The organism is Mycolicibacter algericus DSM 45454, from assembly GCF_002086455.1.
GTDB classification, from domain to species: Bacteria; Actinomycetota; Actinomycetes; order Mycobacteriales; family Mycobacteriaceae; genus Mycobacterium; species Mycobacterium algericum.
This window is the reverse complement of sequence record NZ_MVHC01000003.1, coordinates 274,805-291,285: the sequence shown is the minus strand read 5'-3', so window position 1 is coordinate 291,285 and position 16,481 is coordinate 274,805. Positions and strand designations below refer to the sequence as shown.

The following is a 16,481-nucleotide window of genomic DNA, read 5'->3' as shown; positions in this document are numbered from 1 at the left end:
AAAAATGAGTTTTAAGCTTCACTTGTCCATCAACATAGAGGTAAGCCTGGCAAAGAGTACCGCAGTTTGCTATCGGAGCCCGAATTGCAGGTTCGGTGAAGGCGCTCCCCGGCTGCATCCCCGTCGAAAGCGGGCATCACGGATGGCGCAACGCACCGATGCGCCGCTTCGGATCAGATCCCCCCGCGGGCCACCAGTTGCGCGGCGATCACGTTGCGCTGGATCTCGTTGGTGCCCTCGCCAACGATCATCAGCGGCGCATCCCGGAAGTAGCGTTCGACGTCGTACTCGGTGGAGTAGCCATAGCCGCCGTGGATGCGCACCGCGTCCAACGCGATCTCCATGGCCACCTCGGAGGCGAACAGCTTGGCCATGCCGGCTTCCATGTCGCAGCGCTGGCCGCTGTCGTAACGTTCTGCGGCGTAGCGGGTCAGCTGGCGGGCGGCGGTCAGTTTGGTGGCCATCTCGGCCAGGTAATTGCCGACGCTTTGATGCTTCCAGATCGGCTGCCCGAAGCTCTCCCGTTGTTGGGCGTAGGCCAGCGCATCCTCCAGCGCGGCCGTCGCCACCCCCAACGCCCGCGCCGCCACCTGGATGCGGCCGGTCTCGAGGCCCTTCATCATCTGCGCGAAACCGGCTCCGGGCGTGCCGCCGAGCACCGCCGTGCCCGGCACTATGCAGTCGTCGAAGCTCAGCTCGCAGCTCTCCACACCCTTGTAACCCAGCTTGGGCAGGTCTCGGGAGATGGTCAGCCCGGCAATCGGGTTGTCCACCAACAACACCGAAATGCCGCGGTGCCGCGGAGTGGCCCGCGGATCGGTCTTGGCCAGCAGGGCGATCAACCCGGAATGGCGGGCATTGGAAATCCAGGTCTTGGCCCCGTTGATCACCAGGGTCTCGGGATCGGCAACGGGTACTGCGGTGGTCGTCATGTTCTGCAGGTCGCTGCCCCCGCCGGGTTCGGTCAGCGCCATGGTGGCCCGCAGCGCGCCGGTGGCCATGGCGGGCAGGTAGCGCCGCTGCTGCTCGTCGGTTCCGAACAGCGTCAGCAGTTTGGCGACGACGGTGTGTCCGCCCATCGCCCCGGCCAGGCTCATCCAGCCGCGGGCCAACTCCTGGGTCACCAGGACGTAGCACGGCATGGACACCGGAGTGCCGCCGTACTCCTCGGGGACGGCCAGCCCGTAGATGCCCAGGTGCTTCATCTGGTCGATCCACGCCTGCGGGTAGGTGTTGGCGTGCTCGACATCGCGGACCGTCGGCTTGACCTCCCGGTCGACGAAGGCCCGCACCGTCTCGACCAGGATCGACTCTTCGTCGGTCAGCGAGAAACTCATCGGTTCACCGTATGTCAGGATCATCTGATGATCGACGCGCCCTACTTCGACGACCTGCATGTCGGCCAGGTGTTCGACGCGGCTCCGGCGATGACACTGACTGCCGGAACCGCCGCCCTACATCAGGCGATCCTCGGTGACCGGCTGAGACTGCCGCTGGACGGCGAACTGTGCCGGCTGGTCACCGGAGCCGTGACACCGTTGGCCCACCCCGGCTTGGTGTGTGACGTGGCGATCGGACAGTCCACGCTGGTGACCCGCCGGGTCAAAGCCAACCTGTTCTACCGCGGCCTGGCCTTCTTCCGGTACCCGGTGATCGGCGACACGCTGTTCACCCGTACCGAAGTCGTAGGCCTGAAACAGAATTCGGCCAAGCCGGGCCGGGAGCCCACCGGCCTGGTGGCGCTACGGGTGACCACCATCGACCAGGTCGACCGATTGGTGCTCGACTTCTACCGCTGCGCGATGCTGCCGCTATCACCGGATGCCGCCGACACCGGTCACCGCGACGACCTGTCCGCCATCGGGGCCGGGCTTGCGACGCCACCGGATGTCACCGCGCACTGGGACGCCGACGAGTTCCGGCAGCGAGTGCCCGGCCCGCATTTCGACGAAGCCGCGGGCGACTTGAAAGATGTAGTGCTGACCAGCACCGGCGATGTCGTGTCCTCCGCCCCGGAGTTGGCCCGCTTGACCCTTAATATCGCTGCTACACACCATGATTCGCGTCCGGGGGGACAGCGGCTGGTCTACGGCGGCCACACCATCGGACTGGCGCTGGCACAGGCCTGCCGCCTACTGCCGAACCTGGCCACCGTGGTGGGCTGGCAGTCCTGCGACCACACCGGGCCGGTCCACGAAGGGGACACGCTCTACAGCGAACTGCACGTGGAATCGGCCGCCGACAACATGCTGGGGCTGCGATCGCTGGTCTACGCCGTGGGCGACCCGGATCGCCAGGTGCTGGACTGGCGTTTCACCGCCCTGCAGTTCTGAGCGCTCGCGGGAAAACTAGTGCGGCAGGTCGCGGAACGGGGCGTCGCGGTAGGGATCCGGCTCCTTGGGCAAGCCGAGCACCCGCTCGCCGATGATGTTGCGCTGAATCTGGTCGGTGCCGCCGCCGATCGAGGTGAAGTAGGCGTTGAGCGCCCGAAACGTCACCGCGTCGCCGACCGGATTCTCCGGTCCGCTCAGCATCGATTCGGCGCCGACGATCTCGGTCTCGACGCGCGCGGTCTCGTGCAGAATCCGCGACATCGCGATCTTGCCGAGCGCCAGCAGGGTGGCGGCCTCGGCACGGTCGGCGCGGGTCTTGGCGCGCTGGTTGTTCCATCGGTTCACCGTCGACAGTGCTTGCACACGGGCGATCTGCTGGCGGATATGGGAGTCGCCGAGGCAGCCGGCCTCGCGCGCCGATTCGACCAGGCCGCCGGTCTTTTCACGGCGACCGCGGCTGGTGCGCGCGATGTCGCCCATGAGCCGGCGTTCGTAGCCCAGCGCGACCTGCAGCACCGACCAGCCGGCACTCGGTTCGCCGATCCGGTTCGCGTCGGGCACCCGGGCGTCGGTCAAGAACACCTCGTTGAACTCCGACTCGCCGGTGATCTGGTGGATCGGCCGGATCTCCACGCCCGGCTGGCGCATTGGCAGCATGAAGAAGGTGATCCCGTTGTGCTTGGGTACGTCCGGATCGGTGCGCGCCACCAGCATGCCGTAGTCGGCAGTCGTGGCGAACGACGTCCACACCTTCTGGCCGTTGACAACCCAGTCATCACCGTCGCGTTCGGCGCGGGTGCGCAGGCCGGCCAGATCCGATCCGGCGCCGGGCTCGCTGTAGAGCAGGCACCATTTGCTCTCGCCGCGCAGTGCCGGGGGCAACAGTCTGCGCTGCTGCTCTTCGGAGCCGCAGTCGTGGATGGTGCAGGCGAACAGATCGGTCCGGTCGTGACCGCTGCCGGGTGCCCCGACAGCAGCGAATTCCGCTGCCACCAACCGCGATTGCCGATCGGTGAGCCCACGTCCGTAGCGGGCGCGCTCCCAGCTCGGCGCGGTCCAGCCCGCGTCGAGAACGGCGGCGGCGAACGTCGCCCGGTCGACATCGGGAGACCAGTTGGCCGCCAGCCAGTCCCGGACCTCGGCGCGCAGGACGTCGTCGTCGCGACCGTCGCTCATCTCACGCTCCGATCTCCCGCAGGTAGCGTTCACGGTGCCAGGCCGGGTTGCCGAACAACTGGGCGTCGCCGCGCGCCCGCCGCAGATACCGGTGGGCGGGGTGCTCCCAGGTGAACCCGATGCCCCCGTGGACCTGGATGTTGGTGGCGCCCACGAACACGAACGCCTCCGAGCAGTACGCCTGAGCAAGGGCGAGATCGGCCACCCAGCCCGGCGAGCCGTCGGCGGCGGCAGCGGCGACGTGGCGGGCGGCCGACACCGCCGACTCGGCCTCCAACAGCATGTCGGCGCACATGTGCTTGACGGCCTGGAAGCTGCCGATCGCCCGGCCGAACTGGTAGCGGGTCTTGGCGTAGTCGCGGGCCATCTCCATGGCGCGCCGGGCCGCGCCGGCCTGCTCGCCGAGCAGTGCCACCGCGGAGCGGTCCAACGCGGCGGTGAAAACCTCGACGCCGCAGCCCGGTTCGCCGATCGCAATGGCCGGCGCGCCGGCCAGCCGGACGGTGCACAGCCGGCGCGACTGGTCGACCGTGGTCAATGGTTCCACGGTGACACCCGGCCCAGCGGTGTCCACGGCGAAGACTCCGGGTCCGGACGCCGTGTCGGCCAGCACATAGATCGAATCGGCGCCGTCGGCATCGAGCACGAACCGCTTCTCGCCGGTCAGCACCGGGGAGTCGTCACCGCGGGCCGACGTCGCCGGCCTCGCGGGCGGGCGGGGCGAGGAGCCCTCGGCGAAGGCGAGCGCGATCCGGGTGTCCCCGGCGGCGATCCCCGGCAGCACGGCTTCGCATTGCGCTGGATCGCCTAGGGCAGCAATCAGATTCACAGCGAGCACTGCCGTCGACAAGTAAGGCCCGTCGAACAGTGCCCGGCCCAGTTCCTCGGCCACCACGCCCACCTCGACCGGACCGGCCCCCGCCCCGCCGTACTCCTCGGGCACCAGCATTCCCAGCAGGCCCATCGCCGCCAGTTCGCCCCAGCTGTCGCCGTCGGCCTTGGCCATCAAGTCGGCGACCGCACCGCGCAACGCCTGCAGTTCCTCGCGATCGGCCACCAGATCAGGTCTCCTTGAAGGCGTTTCGCAGGCTCGCGCACTGGCTGGCGAAGAACGACCGCGAGACCGGCGCCTTGGTCAGCAGCAGATCGAATCCGTGGAACGCTCCCGGGACGGTTTCGACCTCGCACGGCACGCCCGCGGCCCGCAGCCGCTCCGCGTAGGCCAGGTTCTCGTCATGAAACAGGTCCAGCGTGCCCACCCCGATCCAGGCGGGCGCCAGCCCCCTCAGGTCTGCGCGGCGGGCCGGCACCGCGAGCTGCGGATCGGCATCGCCCAGGTACGACGTCCAGCCGAAAAGGTTGCTCCGCGGATTCCACAACCGGTAGCCGCGATCGGCCGGCAAGTGCGCGCTGCGGTCATCGAGCATCGGGTAGACCAGCAGCTGCAGTACCGGTTGCGCGTCGCCGCGGTCGGCCGCCAACTGCGCCAACGCGGCGGCGAGCCCGCCGCCTGCGCTGGCCCCGCCGATCGCCACCCGCGTCGGATCCACGCCGGCCAGCCCGGCCAGCAGTAGTAGCCCGGCCCAGCAGTCCTCCAACGCAGCCGGGTATGGGTGTTGCGGCGCCAACCGGTAGTCGACCGAGGCGACCGTGATGCCGAGTTCGTCGCTGAACCTGCGACAGAGCCGGTCATCCTGCGCGGCCGTGCCGATGACGTAGCCGCCGCCGTGGATCCACAGCAGCGCCGGCGCCGGAGCGGCGGGACGATGCGGTGGCCGATAGACCCGCACACTGCCGCCCGAGGGCAGGGGGAGCACCTCGATGCCGCTGGGGGTGCGTCGGCCCTGCAGGCCGGCAAGTGCCCGGATCGCCGGCAGTGTCCTGGGCCCGATGCCGCCCCGCGGCAGGAATCGCGCGGCCCGGCGCAGATCTGGATGAAACCCGCTGCTTACCATCGGCTCAGTATTGCCGGTGCCGGATCCGTTCCGTGGACAACCCGCCCGATTGCGGTTTACCCCGGCGTAACCGCGGTACTCTCCGGTAATGACGGCAGCACCGCAGACCCCGAAGTCGGGCTGGAATGTGACCGGTCGCCTGCGCTGGTTGAAGCGGGCCCGGACGGCGGACTACCTGCTCGCATTCAGCGTCGCTTCAGCTTCGCTGCCGGTGGTCGGGAAGCGGCTGGAACCCCTGGGCGGAATGACCGCGATGGGGGTATGGGGGACCCGCCACATGCCGGAGTTCCTCTCCAGCGCGGCCAGGTCATGGCTGACCCCGGGTGCCGCCACCGCCCGGAAGCAGGCGCGGGAGCAGACGCGCGCGGTCTCCGAGGCCGCCCTTCGCGGTGTCGTCACCGCATCCGAGCTGGCCATCGAGTGGCCGCAACCGGAGCAGGCGCCGCCGGTGTGGAAGGCGCTGCAGCACCGCCGCCACATTCACCGCTCCGGGGTGCGTTACGGCAGCGACCCCGCCCAGGTGCTCGACGTGTGGGCGCCCCGCGACCTGCCGACGACACCGGCGCCGGTGCTGATCTATATCCCCGGGGGAGCCTGGGTGCACGGCAGCCGGATGCTGCAGGGCTATGCGCTGCTGTCGCACCTGGCCGAGCGAGGCTGGGTGTGCCTGTCGATCGACTACCGCGTCGCGCCGCACAACCGCTGGCCGCGCCACATCATCGACGTCAAGACCGCGATCGCCTGGGCGCACGCCAACGTCGACAAGTTCGGCGGCGACCGCAACTTCGTCGCGGTGGCGGGTTCGTCGGCCGGCGGACACCTGGCCGCGCTGGCCGGGTTGACCGGCAGTGCTGCCGGTGATCGGGAATTCGCGGACCGGCTCCCCGAGGGCGCCGACACCTCGGTGGACGCCGTGGTCGGTATCTACGGCCGCTACGACTGGCAGGACAGGTCCACTCCGGAGCGGGTCGCGTTCGTCGACTTCCTGGAGCGGGTGGTGGTCGGCCGATCGATCCGGCGCCACGGCGACATCTACCAGCAGGCCTCCCCGATTGCGCGGGTGCATCCCGGGGCGCCGCCGTTCATGCTCGTGCACGGCAGCGCCGACACCGTCATCCCGGTGGCGCAGGCCCGCGCCTTCGCCGACCGGCTGCGGGCGGTGTCGCGCTCCAAGGTCGGCTACCTGGAGTTGCCCGGGGCAGGGCACGGTTTCGACCTGACCGACGGATCCCGGACGGGCGCAATGAGTACGGCTATCGGGTTGTTTCTCAACCAGATTCACCGAGACCGCACCACGATCGGCGGCAAACAAGTCATCTGAACAGCGTCGGCTGCTGCCCAGCCGAGGTATTGTCGCAGCATGGGAAGCGGTCGGCGGTGAAGCGCCTCAGCGGGTGGGATGCCGTTCTGCTCTACAGCGAGACGCCGAACGTGCACATGCACACCCTCAAGGTCGCGATTATCGAGCTGGATGGCGATCGGCAGGGCTTCGACGTCAATGCCTTCCGGCAGGTGATCCACGGCCGGCTCTACAAACTGGACCCGTTCCGCTACCAACTGGTGGACATCCCCGGCAAGTTCCACCACCCGATGTGGCGGGAGAACTGCAAAGTCGACCTGACCTACCACATCCGGCCGTGGTCGCTGCCGGCACCGGGCGGCCGCCGCGAACTCGATGAGGCCATCGGTCAGATCGCCAGTACGCCGCTGGACCGCAGCCGGCCGCTGTGGGAGATGTACTTCATCGAGGGCCTGGCCAACAACCGCATCGCGGTGGTCGGCAAGATCCACCACGCCCTCGCCGACGGGATCGCCTCGGCGAACCTGATGGCGCGCGGCATGGACCTGGTGGCCGGCCCGAATTCCGAACGGGCTTCCTACGAAACCGATCCCGCCCCCACCGGCGGCCAGCTGGTGCGCTCGGCCTTCCGGGACCACCTGCGGCAGCTGGGCAGGATACCGGCGACCATCGGCTACACCGCGGCCGGTGTGCGGCGGGTGCGGCGCAGCACCCGCAAACTGTCCGCCGACCTGACGCGGCCGTTCACACCGCCACCGAGCTTCATCAACCACATGTTGACCCCGGAACGCCGGTTCGCCACGGCGACCCTCGCACTGGCCGACGTCAAGGAGACCAGTAAACAGCTGGGCGCCACGATCAACGACATGGTGCTGGCCGTTTCGGCCGGCGCGTTGCGCACGCTGCTGCTGCGTTACGACGGGAAGGCGGATCATCCGCTGCTGGCATCGGTGCCCATGAGCTTCGACTTCTCCCCGGACCGGATCTCCGGAAACCGGTTCTCCGGGGTGCTGGTGGCGTTGCCGGTGGACGTCGATGACGTGCTGGTGCGCGTCGACAAGGCCCGGGAGGCAGCAAATCTGGCCAAAGAGGCCCACCACCTGGTCGGGCCGGAGCTGGTCAGCCGGTGGTCGGCGTATCTGCCGCCCGCCCCGGCGGAGTCATTGTTCCGCTGGCTGTCCAACCGCGACGGACAGAACAAGGTGCTCAACCTCAACATCTCCAACGTGCCCGGCCCGCGGGAGCGCGGGCGGGTCGGCGGCGCGCTGGTCACCGAGATCTATTCGGTGGGGCCGTTGACCGCCGGCAGCGGGTTGAACATCACCGTGTGGAGCTACGTCGACCAGCTCAACATCTCCGTGCTGACCGACGGCGCCACCGTGGACGACCCGCACGAGGTGACCAGCGCCATGGTCGACGAGTTCATCGCGATCCGTCGTGCCGCAGGGCTTTCCGAGACGCTGACACCGGTCGAGACCGCGATGGCCCCGGCCTGAATCGGATCGCCCGGAGAAACTCACCCCGATGCGCCGAGCGTGCAACGGTATGGGATCAGGTGCCGGCCATCGCCTGCAACTCGCGTCGCAGCACCTTGCCGGTGTTGTTGCGCGGCAGTGCCTCCAGGATGGTGATGGCGCGCGGCACCTTGTAGCCGGCCAGGTTGTCGCGGACGTGCTGCTTGAGCTCATCGGGGGTGGCCGAAGCGCCCGGCTCCAGCACCACGAAGGCCACCAGTCGCTGCCCGTAGTCGGCGTCGTCGACGCCGATCACGGCGGCCTCGGCGACGGCGCCATGGCTGATGAGCGCCTTCTCGGTCTCGATCGGGTAGACGTTCTCGCCGCCGGATACGATCATCTCGTCGTCGCGGCCCACCACGAAAAGCCTTCCGGTGGCGTCGAAGTAGCCCAGATCGCCGGACGCCATGAAACCGTCGTGGAACTGCTTGGAGTCGCCACCGGTGTAGCCCTCGAACTGGGACGAGTTGCGCACAAAGATCTGCCCGGTGATACCGTCCGCCACCTCGGCGAAATCGGGGTCGAGGATCCGGATCTCGGTGCCCGGCGCCGGCCGGCCCGCGGTGTCGGGTGAATAGCGCAGGTCTTCCGGTGTGGCCAGCGCGATCATGCCGGCCTCGGTTGCGTTGTAGTTGTTATAGACGACGTCGCCGAAGGCGTCCATGAACGCCGTCACCACGTCCGGGCGCATCCGCGAGCCAGACGCCGTCGCGAACCGCAGCGAGCGGCAGGGGTATTCGGCGCGGACATCATCTGGCAACGCCATGATCCGGTCGAACATGACCGGCACGACGCATAATCCGGCCGCATCGTTGTACTCCACCAGTGCCAGGGTCGCCTCGGGGTCGAACTTCCGCCGGGTTGCGATGGTGCAGGCCATCGTCAACGCCAGTGCTAGCTGCGAGAACCCCCAGGCGTGAAACATCGGGGCAGCGATGACCACGGTTTCCTCGGTGTGCCAAGGGATTCTGTCGAAGATCGCCGCGAGATCGGCGACCCCGCCGCCGCCGCGACCGGAGCGCCGCGCGCCCTTCGGGGTGCCGGTGGTTCCGGAGGTGAGCATGACCAGGCTGCCGGTGCGGGCCGGTTTGGCCGGGCGCTGCCCGGTGTTGGCGTCGATCAGGTCATCCGCCGTCAGCCCGGGGATGTCGGAGTCGGCCCAGCTCACCACCCGGACGCACCGGGACTCGGCCGGCACGGCCAGATCCACCGCCGCGGCGAACTCCTCGTCGTAGAAGATCAGGTCGACACCTTCGCGGGCCACGACCTCGGCCAGTGCCGGTCCGGCGAAGCTGGTGTTGAGCAGCAGTACGTCGGCGCCGATCCGATTGGCAGCGGCCAGCGCCTCGATGAAGCCGCGGTGGTTGCGGCACATCAGCGCGACCGTCTGCGGCGTCCGCCCGGGCAGCCGCTGCAGACCGGCGGCCAGCGCATCACAGCGCCGGTCGAGCTCGCGGTAGCTCAGGCTGCCGCGCTCATCGATGATCGCCGGACGGTCGCCGCAACGTTGTGCGGCCATCGCGATTCCGATGGTGGTGGTACCGCCCTCGCGGGCTGCCGCGGCGGCGACCCGCAGGTATTTGTCGGGCCGCAGCGGCGCCAGCAGCCCGGCGCGGGCGAAGGTTTGCAGCATCGATCCGATGCGCGCGAGCCGGTCGAACGGTCCGGGGGCCATTGCGCTCAGCCCAGGACTGGGAGGCGGCGTTCGGCCGCGAGCTTGTCGAGTGCGTCCTGCATGACGGAGCGCACGTAGGCGTCGACGACGTCAATGTCGGGATCCTCACCGAACTCGGCGACGATGTCGATCGGCTCGCACACCTGCATGACGATCTTGGTCGGCAGCGGCAGGTTGATCGGCAGCACCGCGGACAACCCGAAGGGGAAGCCGAACGAGATCGGCAGGATCTTGACCCGCATCAGCTTGTCCAGTCGCAGCGCTTTGGCGACTCCGGTGCCGCGGGAGAGATAGAACTGGCTCTGCTGTCCGCCGATCCCCACCGCCGGCACGAGCGGCACACCCGCGTTGATCGCCGCCCGGATGTAGCCTTTGCGGCCGGCGAAGTCGATCTTGTTCTCTTCCAGCGTGGGCCGGTAGACGTCATAGTCGCCGCCGGGGAAGACCACCACCACGCCACCGGAGCGCAGTGCCTCGTCGGCGTTGGCGTGGTTGGCCGGGATGAAGCCGGTCTTGCGGAAGAAGTCGGCAGTGGCCCCGGTGAAGATGATGTCGTGGCTGAGCGTGTAGACCGGACGCTCGTAGCCGAATTTGTCGTAGAAGCCGGTGGCGAACACCGGCACGTCCATCGCAAACAGCCCACCGGAGTGGTTGGAGACCACCAGGGCGCCGCCGTTCGGGAACGAGTCCAGGCCCCGCACCTCGGAGCGGTGATACCCCTTGATCAGCGGCCGCAGCAGCCCCATCACTCGTTCGGTCAGGCCCGGATCCCACTTGGTGATGGGCCCGGGCACGTCCTCAGACCAGTCGCTGTCGGGTGTGTCCACCACGGCCCCCTCAATTGAAACGTGTTCTAGTTTTGCCCATGTTACCGGCTTGAGGTGGCCGTGGATAACATCGGCGAAATGGACTGGCAGTCGGGGGAGTCGCGTTTCGATCTGCGGGCGTACTTCGACCGGGTGGCATATCGCGGCGGTACCGAGCCGACGTTGCAGACATTGACCGGATTGGTGGCCGCGCACGTCCGCCGCATCCCGTTCGAGAACCTCGACCCCTTGATGGGTGTGCCGGTGGTCGATCTGAGCCTGCCGGCGCTGACCGCCAAGCTGGTCACGCGGCGCCGTGGCGGCTACTGCTATGAGCAGAACGGCCTGCTGCTCGGCGTGCTGCGCGCACTCGGGTTCGGAGTCGAGCGGCTGGCGGGGCGGGTGGTGTGGATGAACCCGGACGGGCTCGACGGCCCGCCGCACCCGGAGACCCACCAGGCCCTGGCGGTGCGCATCCCGGGCTGCGACGAGCCGTACCTGGCCGATGTCGGATTCGGCGGACAGACACTGACATCACCGATCCGCCTGGTCGCCGACGAAGTCCAGCAGACACCCCACGAGCCGTTCCGGCTGCGCGGCCACGCGAGCGGCTATGTACTGGAAACGCAGCTCGGTGCGACCTGGCGGCCGCTGTACACCTTCGGCTTGCAGCCGCGGCCGCTGATCGACATGCAGGTGGGCAGTTGGTATGTGTCGACCTACCCGGAGTCGAACTTCGTCGCCGGGCTCAGCGCAGCACGGGTTACCGACGACGCCCGGGTGAACCTGCGCGGCCGCAACCTGACCATTCACTCCCGCGGCGGCACCGAACGGGTGCGCTTCGACGACGTCGCGCAGGTCTGTAACGCTCTGGCCGAGCGCTTCGGGATCGACCTGAGCGACCTCGGCGATGTCGAGGCCAGGGTGGCGCAGGTGCTCGACAGCTGAAGCCCGGCCCGGACCCCGTGGCGGTTCAGGGGCCGAGATGCGCTGAAAGCCCGGAACTCGACGCGCGTCGAAGGGCATGCTTGACCCATGGGTCACTACAAGAGCAACGTCCGCGACCTGGAATTCAACCTGTTCGAGCTGCTCGGTTTGGAGCAGTGCCTGGATCCCGCGCAGTCCGGAGGCGCCTTCGGTGACCTCGACGGCGACACGGTGCGCCAGATGCTGGCCGAAGCCGCCCGGCTCGCCGAAGGGCCGGTGGCCGAGTCATTCGCCGAGAGCGACCGCCATCCACCGGTATTCGATCCCGCCAGCCACACCGTCGCGCTGCCGGAGCCGTTCAAGGCGTCGCTGCGGGCCTGGCAGGAAGGCGAGTGGTTCCGGATCGGCCTGGCCGAGGATGTCGGCGGGGTGCCGGCGCCGGCGATGGTTTCCTGGGCGATCAACGAACTGGTGCTGGGCGCCAACCCGGCGGTGTTCATGTTCATGGCCGGTCCGATCTTCGCCAATATCCTCTACGGCCTGGGCAACGAGCAGCAGCGGCACTGGGCGGCCATGGCGATCGACCGGAACTGGGGCGCCACCATGGTATTAACGGAGCCGGATGCCGGCTCTGATGTGGGGGCCGGCCGCACCAAGGCGATCGAGCAGCCCGACGGCAGCTGGCACATCGACGGCGTCAAGCGGTTCATCACCAACGGCGACAGTGACGATCTGTTCGAGAACATCATGCACATGACCCTGGCCCGACCCGAGGGCGCCGGGCCGGGAACCAAGGGGCTCAGCCTGTTTCTGGTGCCCAAGTACCTACCCGATCCCGAGACCGGCGAACCGGGCGAGCGCAACGGGGTGTTCGTCACCGGATTGGAACACAAGATGGGACTGAAGGTCTCAACCACCTGCGAACTGACCTTCGGCCAGCATGACATCCCGGCGAAGGGCTGGCTGGTGGGCGACACCAGAAACGGTATCGCCCAGATGTTCCACGTCATCGAGTACGCCCGAATGATGGTGGGCACCAAAGCGATCGCCACCCTGTCCACCGGATATCTCAACGCACTGGAATATGCCAGGACCCGTATCCAGGGCGCGGACCTGACCCAGATGACCGACAAGACCGCGCCTCGGGTGACCATCATTCACCACCCGGATGTGCGGCGAGCCCTGATGATGCAGAAGGTGTACGCCGAGGGGATGCGGGCGTTGTACCTCTACACCGCGGCCCACCAGAACCCGTCGGTGGCGACGCTGGTCTCGGGTGCCGACGCCGAACTCGCCGAGCGGGTCAACGACCTGCTGCTGCCGATCGTCAAAGGCGTCGGCTCGGAACGGGCGTATCAGTACCTGACCGAATCACTGCAGACCTTCGGCGGATCGGGCTTCCTGCAGGACTACCCGATCGAGCAGTACATCCGCGACGCCAAGATCGACAGCCTCTACGAGGGCACCACGGCCATCCAGGCGCAGGACTTCTTCTTCCGCAAGATCGCGCGTGACCGCGGCGTGGCGCTCGGCCATCTGGTCACCCAGATCGAGGAGTTCCTCGACAGCGGCGATGCGCGTTCGGAGCTGGCCGACGCCCGCAAGCTGCTGGCCGCCGCACTCGACGACGTGCGGGCGATGGCCGCCGCCATGACCGGATACCTGATGGGGTCACAGCAGGAGCCCCGCGAGCTTTACCGCGTCGGCCTGGAATCGGTGCGGTTCCTGCTGGCCGTGGGGGATCTGGTGATCGGCTGGCTGTTGCTGCGGCAGGCCGAGATCGCGCTCGGCGCGCTCGAGGGTGACGTCACCGATGGCGACCGGGACTTCTACGCTGGAAAAGTTACCGCCGCAACGTTTTTCGCCGCCAACGTGCTGCCCCGGCTCAGTGCGGAGCGGCGCATCGTCGAAAACGACGACCTGGCTGTGATGGATCTGAGCGAGGACGCGTTCTGATCACGCGCTCACCGGGGGCACTACCCTCGATGGCTGTGGACACCCACACCCGCAAGTACCGGCTGCCCGACCACGGCTACACCATCGTCCGGTGGGCCCACGAGCTGGCCGAGGGCCGCGGCGCGGTGGTGGTGGAACCTGACGTCGAGCGGATCCGGCGGCCCGACGGCGCGCTGGCATTCGCCGACGCCGCCCCGTTCAAAACCGTGCCGGATGGTCCGCTGTCGGTGCTGCGCGAACTGCTCGACCTGGAGGCCCGGGAGATCCGAGTGTGGAGCAAAGCCGGATTCGCCAGGTTTCACAGGGGAGCCGCCGCTCGGCAGGCCGACCGGATCTGCCGGGCGCAGGGCAGTGAAGCCGCCGTCGACTGGGTGCTCGCTAACGCCACCGGCGCCGACGTCGACACCGATGAATTGCGGGACCGCCTTGGCGCGCGGCTCTTCACCGCCGGCGGATTCGACGAGGACTATTACCGCGCCGAGGTGGGACGCTGCATCGAGCACCGCCGCCATCGACTCAACGGCTGAGTTGCCGAACCTTGTACGTGGACGGCCACGACACCCGGGTCTCGTCACCGACCAATGCTGTTCCCTTCGCGCCGACGGTGACGTTGTAGGCCTCCTGGCCCGGGCCGACCTCACGGTTGGCGTGTTCTTGAGCCAGGTAGTACAGCTGATCGATCTCCAGGTCGACGAAGGCGACGAAGCTGGTCTTGCGCACCGCGTCACCGAAACCGGCGGTCATGCGATCCACCAGGATGCGCGAGGCGACCGCCGCCACGGCCAGGATTCCGAACGGGATCACCCAGTAGCACAGGTAGGTCAGCGGGGAACCCGGGTGGTGCAGCGTGGCGTCCGACACCGCGACCGGAGGGATCGCCGCCGATACCGACATCGCCGCAAGCGTCGCCAGCCAGATCCACGTCAGCCGGTTCACCACCGGGGCGAACAGCTCCGTCTGCACCACCGCCTCGGGCAGATCCGACTTCGCGACGTCGGCCACCACCGACTTGCCCAGCAGCGTGCTGGTCAGCAACACCGCGAACAGGGCGGCGAAACTCAGCGGTAGCGCCCACCGCTGCGCCCAATTCGCCAGCGGCAGCACCGCCAGCACCGCCAGCACCGCGAAAGTCGCAACGGCCCCGACCCCCAGTGGCCGGGCCGACGACTCGCGGTCGCCCACCATGACCGCGACCGCAACGGTCAGCGCCACCAACGCCGCGATCGACAGCGGCGCATTTCCCGCCAGCACCCAGTACACCGCCCACGGCGCGAACCAGACCAGAACTCCCACGACGGCAGTATAGGGGCTTACCGTTGCGTCAACGGGAGCCGAGATCAGCTCTCCAGCGTGTATCCCATCGGCATCAGCACGCTCTTCTGCTGCGTGAAGTGCTCGACGCCCTCCTTGCCGTTCTCCCGGCCGATCCCGGAGTTCTTGTAGCCGCCGAACGGGCAGCACGGGTCGAAGGCGTACCAGTTGATGCCGTAGGTCCCGGTGCGGATCTTGCTCGCGACCTCGATCCCGTGCGGGACATCAGTCGTCCACACGCTGCCGGCCAGCCCGTACACCGAGTCGTTGGCGATCGCGATCGCCTCCTCCTCGGTGTCGTAGCCGATGATGGACAGCACCGGCCCGAAGATCTCCTCCTGGGCAATGGTCATGGAGTTATCCACGTCGGCGAACACGGTCGGCTCGACGAAGAAGCCGGCGTCCAGACCCGCGGGGCGGCCGCCGCCGCAGACCAGCCGGGCACCCTCTTCGATGCCCTTGGCGATGTAGGACTCGACCCGCTCCCGTTGCTTCTCGGTGATCAGCGCACCGATCTGGGCGGCCGGGTCATCCGGCAGTCCGACCGGCAAGGCGGTGACGAAGTTCTTAATCGCCTCCACGATCTCCTCGTAGCGCGACCGCGGCGCCAGGATGCGGGTCTGGGCCACGCAGGCCTGCCCGGTGTTCATGATCCCGGAGAACACCAGCATCGGGATCGCCGACGCCAGGTCGACGTCGGGCAGCATGATCGCCGCCGACTTGCCGCCGAGTTCCAGCGTGCACGGCTTGAGCAGCTCCGCGGCGCGTTTACCGATCTCCTTGCCGACGGCCGAGCTGCCGGTGAAGGAGAAGATGTCCACGTCCGGGTTGGAGGTCAATGCCTGGCCGGTCTCGGCCCCGCCCGGCACCACCGACAACACCCCTTCCGGCAAGCCTGCGTCGGCGAACACCTGCGCCAGCGCGTTGGCGCTCAACGGCGTCTCGGCGGCCGGCTTGAGCACCACCGTGCAGCCGGCCAGCAGCGCCGGGCCCAGCTTGTTGACCGCCAGGAACAGCGGCACGTTCCAGGCGACGATCGCACCGACCACACCCAGCGGCTCGCGGCGCACCAGGGTCTGCCCGTAGGCGCCGGTGCGGACCTCTTCCCAGCTGACCTCGTCGACCGCGGGGCCGGCGAAGAAGTTCAGTGCACCGATGGAGCTCATCCAGTGCATGGTCTCCACCCCCGTCGGCGGCTGGCCCGTCTCGGCGGCCAACAGGCTGGTGAACAGCTCCTTGCGCTCCTCCATCAGCTTGATCGCGGCGGCGATGACCGCGGCCCGCTCGGCCGGCGGCGTCGACGGCCACGGTCCGGAGTCGAACGCTCGACGGGCCGCCGCAACTGCGTTATCAACGTCGTCCTTGGTGGCCAGCGGCACCTTGCCGACGTACTCGCCGGTGGCCGGCGAGTGGACTTCGATCACCTGGTCGGTGGCCGGGGCGGTCCACTTGCCGCCGATGAACAGGGTGTCGTATTCGGTCGCGGTGCTCACGGTCATGATTTTCGCTGCTCCTCCTCGTCGCTGCG

The 16,481-nt window shown here is 68.2% G+C and carries 14 protein-coding genes; 6 read left to right on the top strand and 8 right to left on the bottom strand.

From position 1 onward, the window contains the following. Positions 1-173 precede the first annotated feature (173 nt). Positions 174-1,337, bottom strand: a complete 1,164-nt coding sequence (locus BST10_RS04915) for an acyl-CoA dehydrogenase family protein (protein WP_083036775.1) — start codon at positions 1,335-1,337, stop codon at positions 174-176. Positions 1,338-1,364: 27 nt separating this feature from the next. On the opposite strand from BST10_RS04915, the gene BST10_RS04910 reads away from it, so the two are divergent. After that, the gene (locus BST10_RS04910) at positions 1,365-2,333 is read left to right on the top strand and encodes a MaoC family dehydratase (RefSeq protein WP_013827126.1); all 969 of its coding nucleotides are present in this window, start codon (positions 1,365-1,367) and stop codon (positions 2,331-2,333) included. Positions 2,334-2,348: 15 nt separating this feature from the next. On the opposite strand, the gene BST10_RS04905 is transcribed toward BST10_RS04910, so the two are convergent. Genes BST10_RS04905 through BST10_RS04895 form a run of 3 tightly spaced genes read right to left on the bottom strand, consistent with a single transcriptional unit; the run spans position 2,349 to position 5,464 of the window. Next, positions 2,349-3,509 carry an acyl-CoA dehydrogenase family protein gene (locus BST10_RS04905; RefSeq protein WP_083036690.1) on the bottom strand — a complete coding sequence of 387 codons (1,161 nt, stop codon included), beginning with the start codon at positions 3,507-3,509 and terminating at the stop codon, positions 2,349-2,351. Position 3,510: 1 nt separating this feature from the next. Next, the gene (locus BST10_RS04900) at positions 3,511-4,566 is read right to left on the bottom strand and encodes an acyl-CoA dehydrogenase family protein (protein WP_083036688.1); all 1,056 of its coding nucleotides are present in this window, start codon (positions 4,564-4,566) and stop codon (positions 3,511-3,513) included. A gap of 4 nt (positions 4,567-4,570) precedes the next feature. Beyond that, positions 4,571-5,464 carry an alpha/beta hydrolase gene (locus BST10_RS04895; protein ID WP_083036685.1) on the bottom strand — a complete coding sequence of 298 codons (894 nt, stop codon included), beginning with the start codon at positions 5,462-5,464 and terminating at the stop codon, positions 4,571-4,573. A gap of 88 nt (positions 5,465-5,552) precedes the next feature. On the opposite strand from BST10_RS04895, the gene BST10_RS04890 reads away from it, so the two are divergent. Both BST10_RS04890 and BST10_RS04885 read left to right on the top strand, forming a co-directional pair. Continuing rightward, positions 5,553-6,785, top strand: coding sequence for an alpha/beta hydrolase (locus tag BST10_RS04890; protein ID WP_041316719.1), 1,233 nt, complete (start codon positions 5,553-5,555; stop codon positions 6,783-6,785). Between the two features lie 56 nt (positions 6,786-6,841). Then, entirely contained in the window at positions 6,842-8,260 is a 1,419-nt protein-coding gene (locus tag BST10_RS04885) for a WS/DGAT/MGAT family O-acyltransferase (protein ID WP_013827131.1), read from the top strand. Positions 8,261-8,315: 55 nt separating this feature from the next. Here the strand turns inward: BST10_RS04885 and fadD12 are convergent, their stop codons facing one another. Next, positions 8,316-9,953, bottom strand: coding sequence for an acyl-CoA ligase FadD12 (fadD12, locus tag BST10_RS04880; protein WP_083036682.1), 1,638 nt, complete (start codon positions 9,951-9,953; stop codon positions 8,316-8,318). A gap of 5 nt (positions 9,954-9,958) precedes the next feature. Further along, positions 9,959-10,699 carry a 1-acyl-sn-glycerol-3-phosphate acyltransferase gene (locus BST10_RS04875; protein WP_235673756.1) on the bottom strand — a complete coding sequence of 247 codons (741 nt, stop codon included), beginning with the start codon at positions 10,697-10,699 and terminating at the stop codon, positions 9,959-9,961. A 159-nt stretch (positions 10,700-10,858) separates the two neighbouring features. Here BST10_RS04875 and BST10_RS04870 point away from each other — a divergent pair, with 159 nt between their 5' ends. The 3 genes from BST10_RS04870 (at position 10,859) to BST10_RS04860 (ending at position 14,169) form a co-directional block, all read left to right on the top strand. Further along, positions 10,859-11,707, top strand: a complete 849-nt coding sequence (locus tag BST10_RS04870; RefSeq protein WP_083036769.1) for an arylamine N-acetyltransferase family protein — start codon at positions 10,859-10,861, stop codon at positions 11,705-11,707. A gap of 87 nt (positions 11,708-11,794) precedes the next feature. Next, positions 11,795-13,642, top strand: a complete 1,848-nt coding sequence (locus tag BST10_RS04865; protein ID WP_083036679.1) for an acyl-CoA dehydrogenase — start codon at positions 11,795-11,797, stop codon at positions 13,640-13,642. A 35-nt stretch (positions 13,643-13,677) separates the two neighbouring features. Beyond that, positions 13,678-14,169, top strand: a complete 492-nt coding sequence (locus BST10_RS04860; protein WP_013827136.1) for a hypothetical protein — start codon at positions 13,678-13,680, stop codon at positions 14,167-14,169. Here the strand turns inward: BST10_RS04860 and BST10_RS04855 are convergent. Both BST10_RS04855 and BST10_RS04850 read right to left on the bottom strand, forming a co-directional pair. Beyond that, complete coding sequence (locus BST10_RS04855) at positions 14,159-14,935, bottom strand: hypothetical protein (protein ID WP_083036676.1); 777 nt, start codon at positions 14,933-14,935, stop codon at positions 14,159-14,161. The genes BST10_RS04860 and BST10_RS04855 overlap by 11 nt on opposite strands. Positions 14,936-14,979: 44 nt before the next feature. Then, complete coding sequence (locus BST10_RS04850) at positions 14,980-16,452, bottom strand: aldehyde dehydrogenase (protein ID WP_083036673.1); 1,473 nt, start codon at positions 16,450-16,452, stop codon at positions 14,980-14,982. Positions 16,453-16,481: the final 29 nt, after the last annotated feature.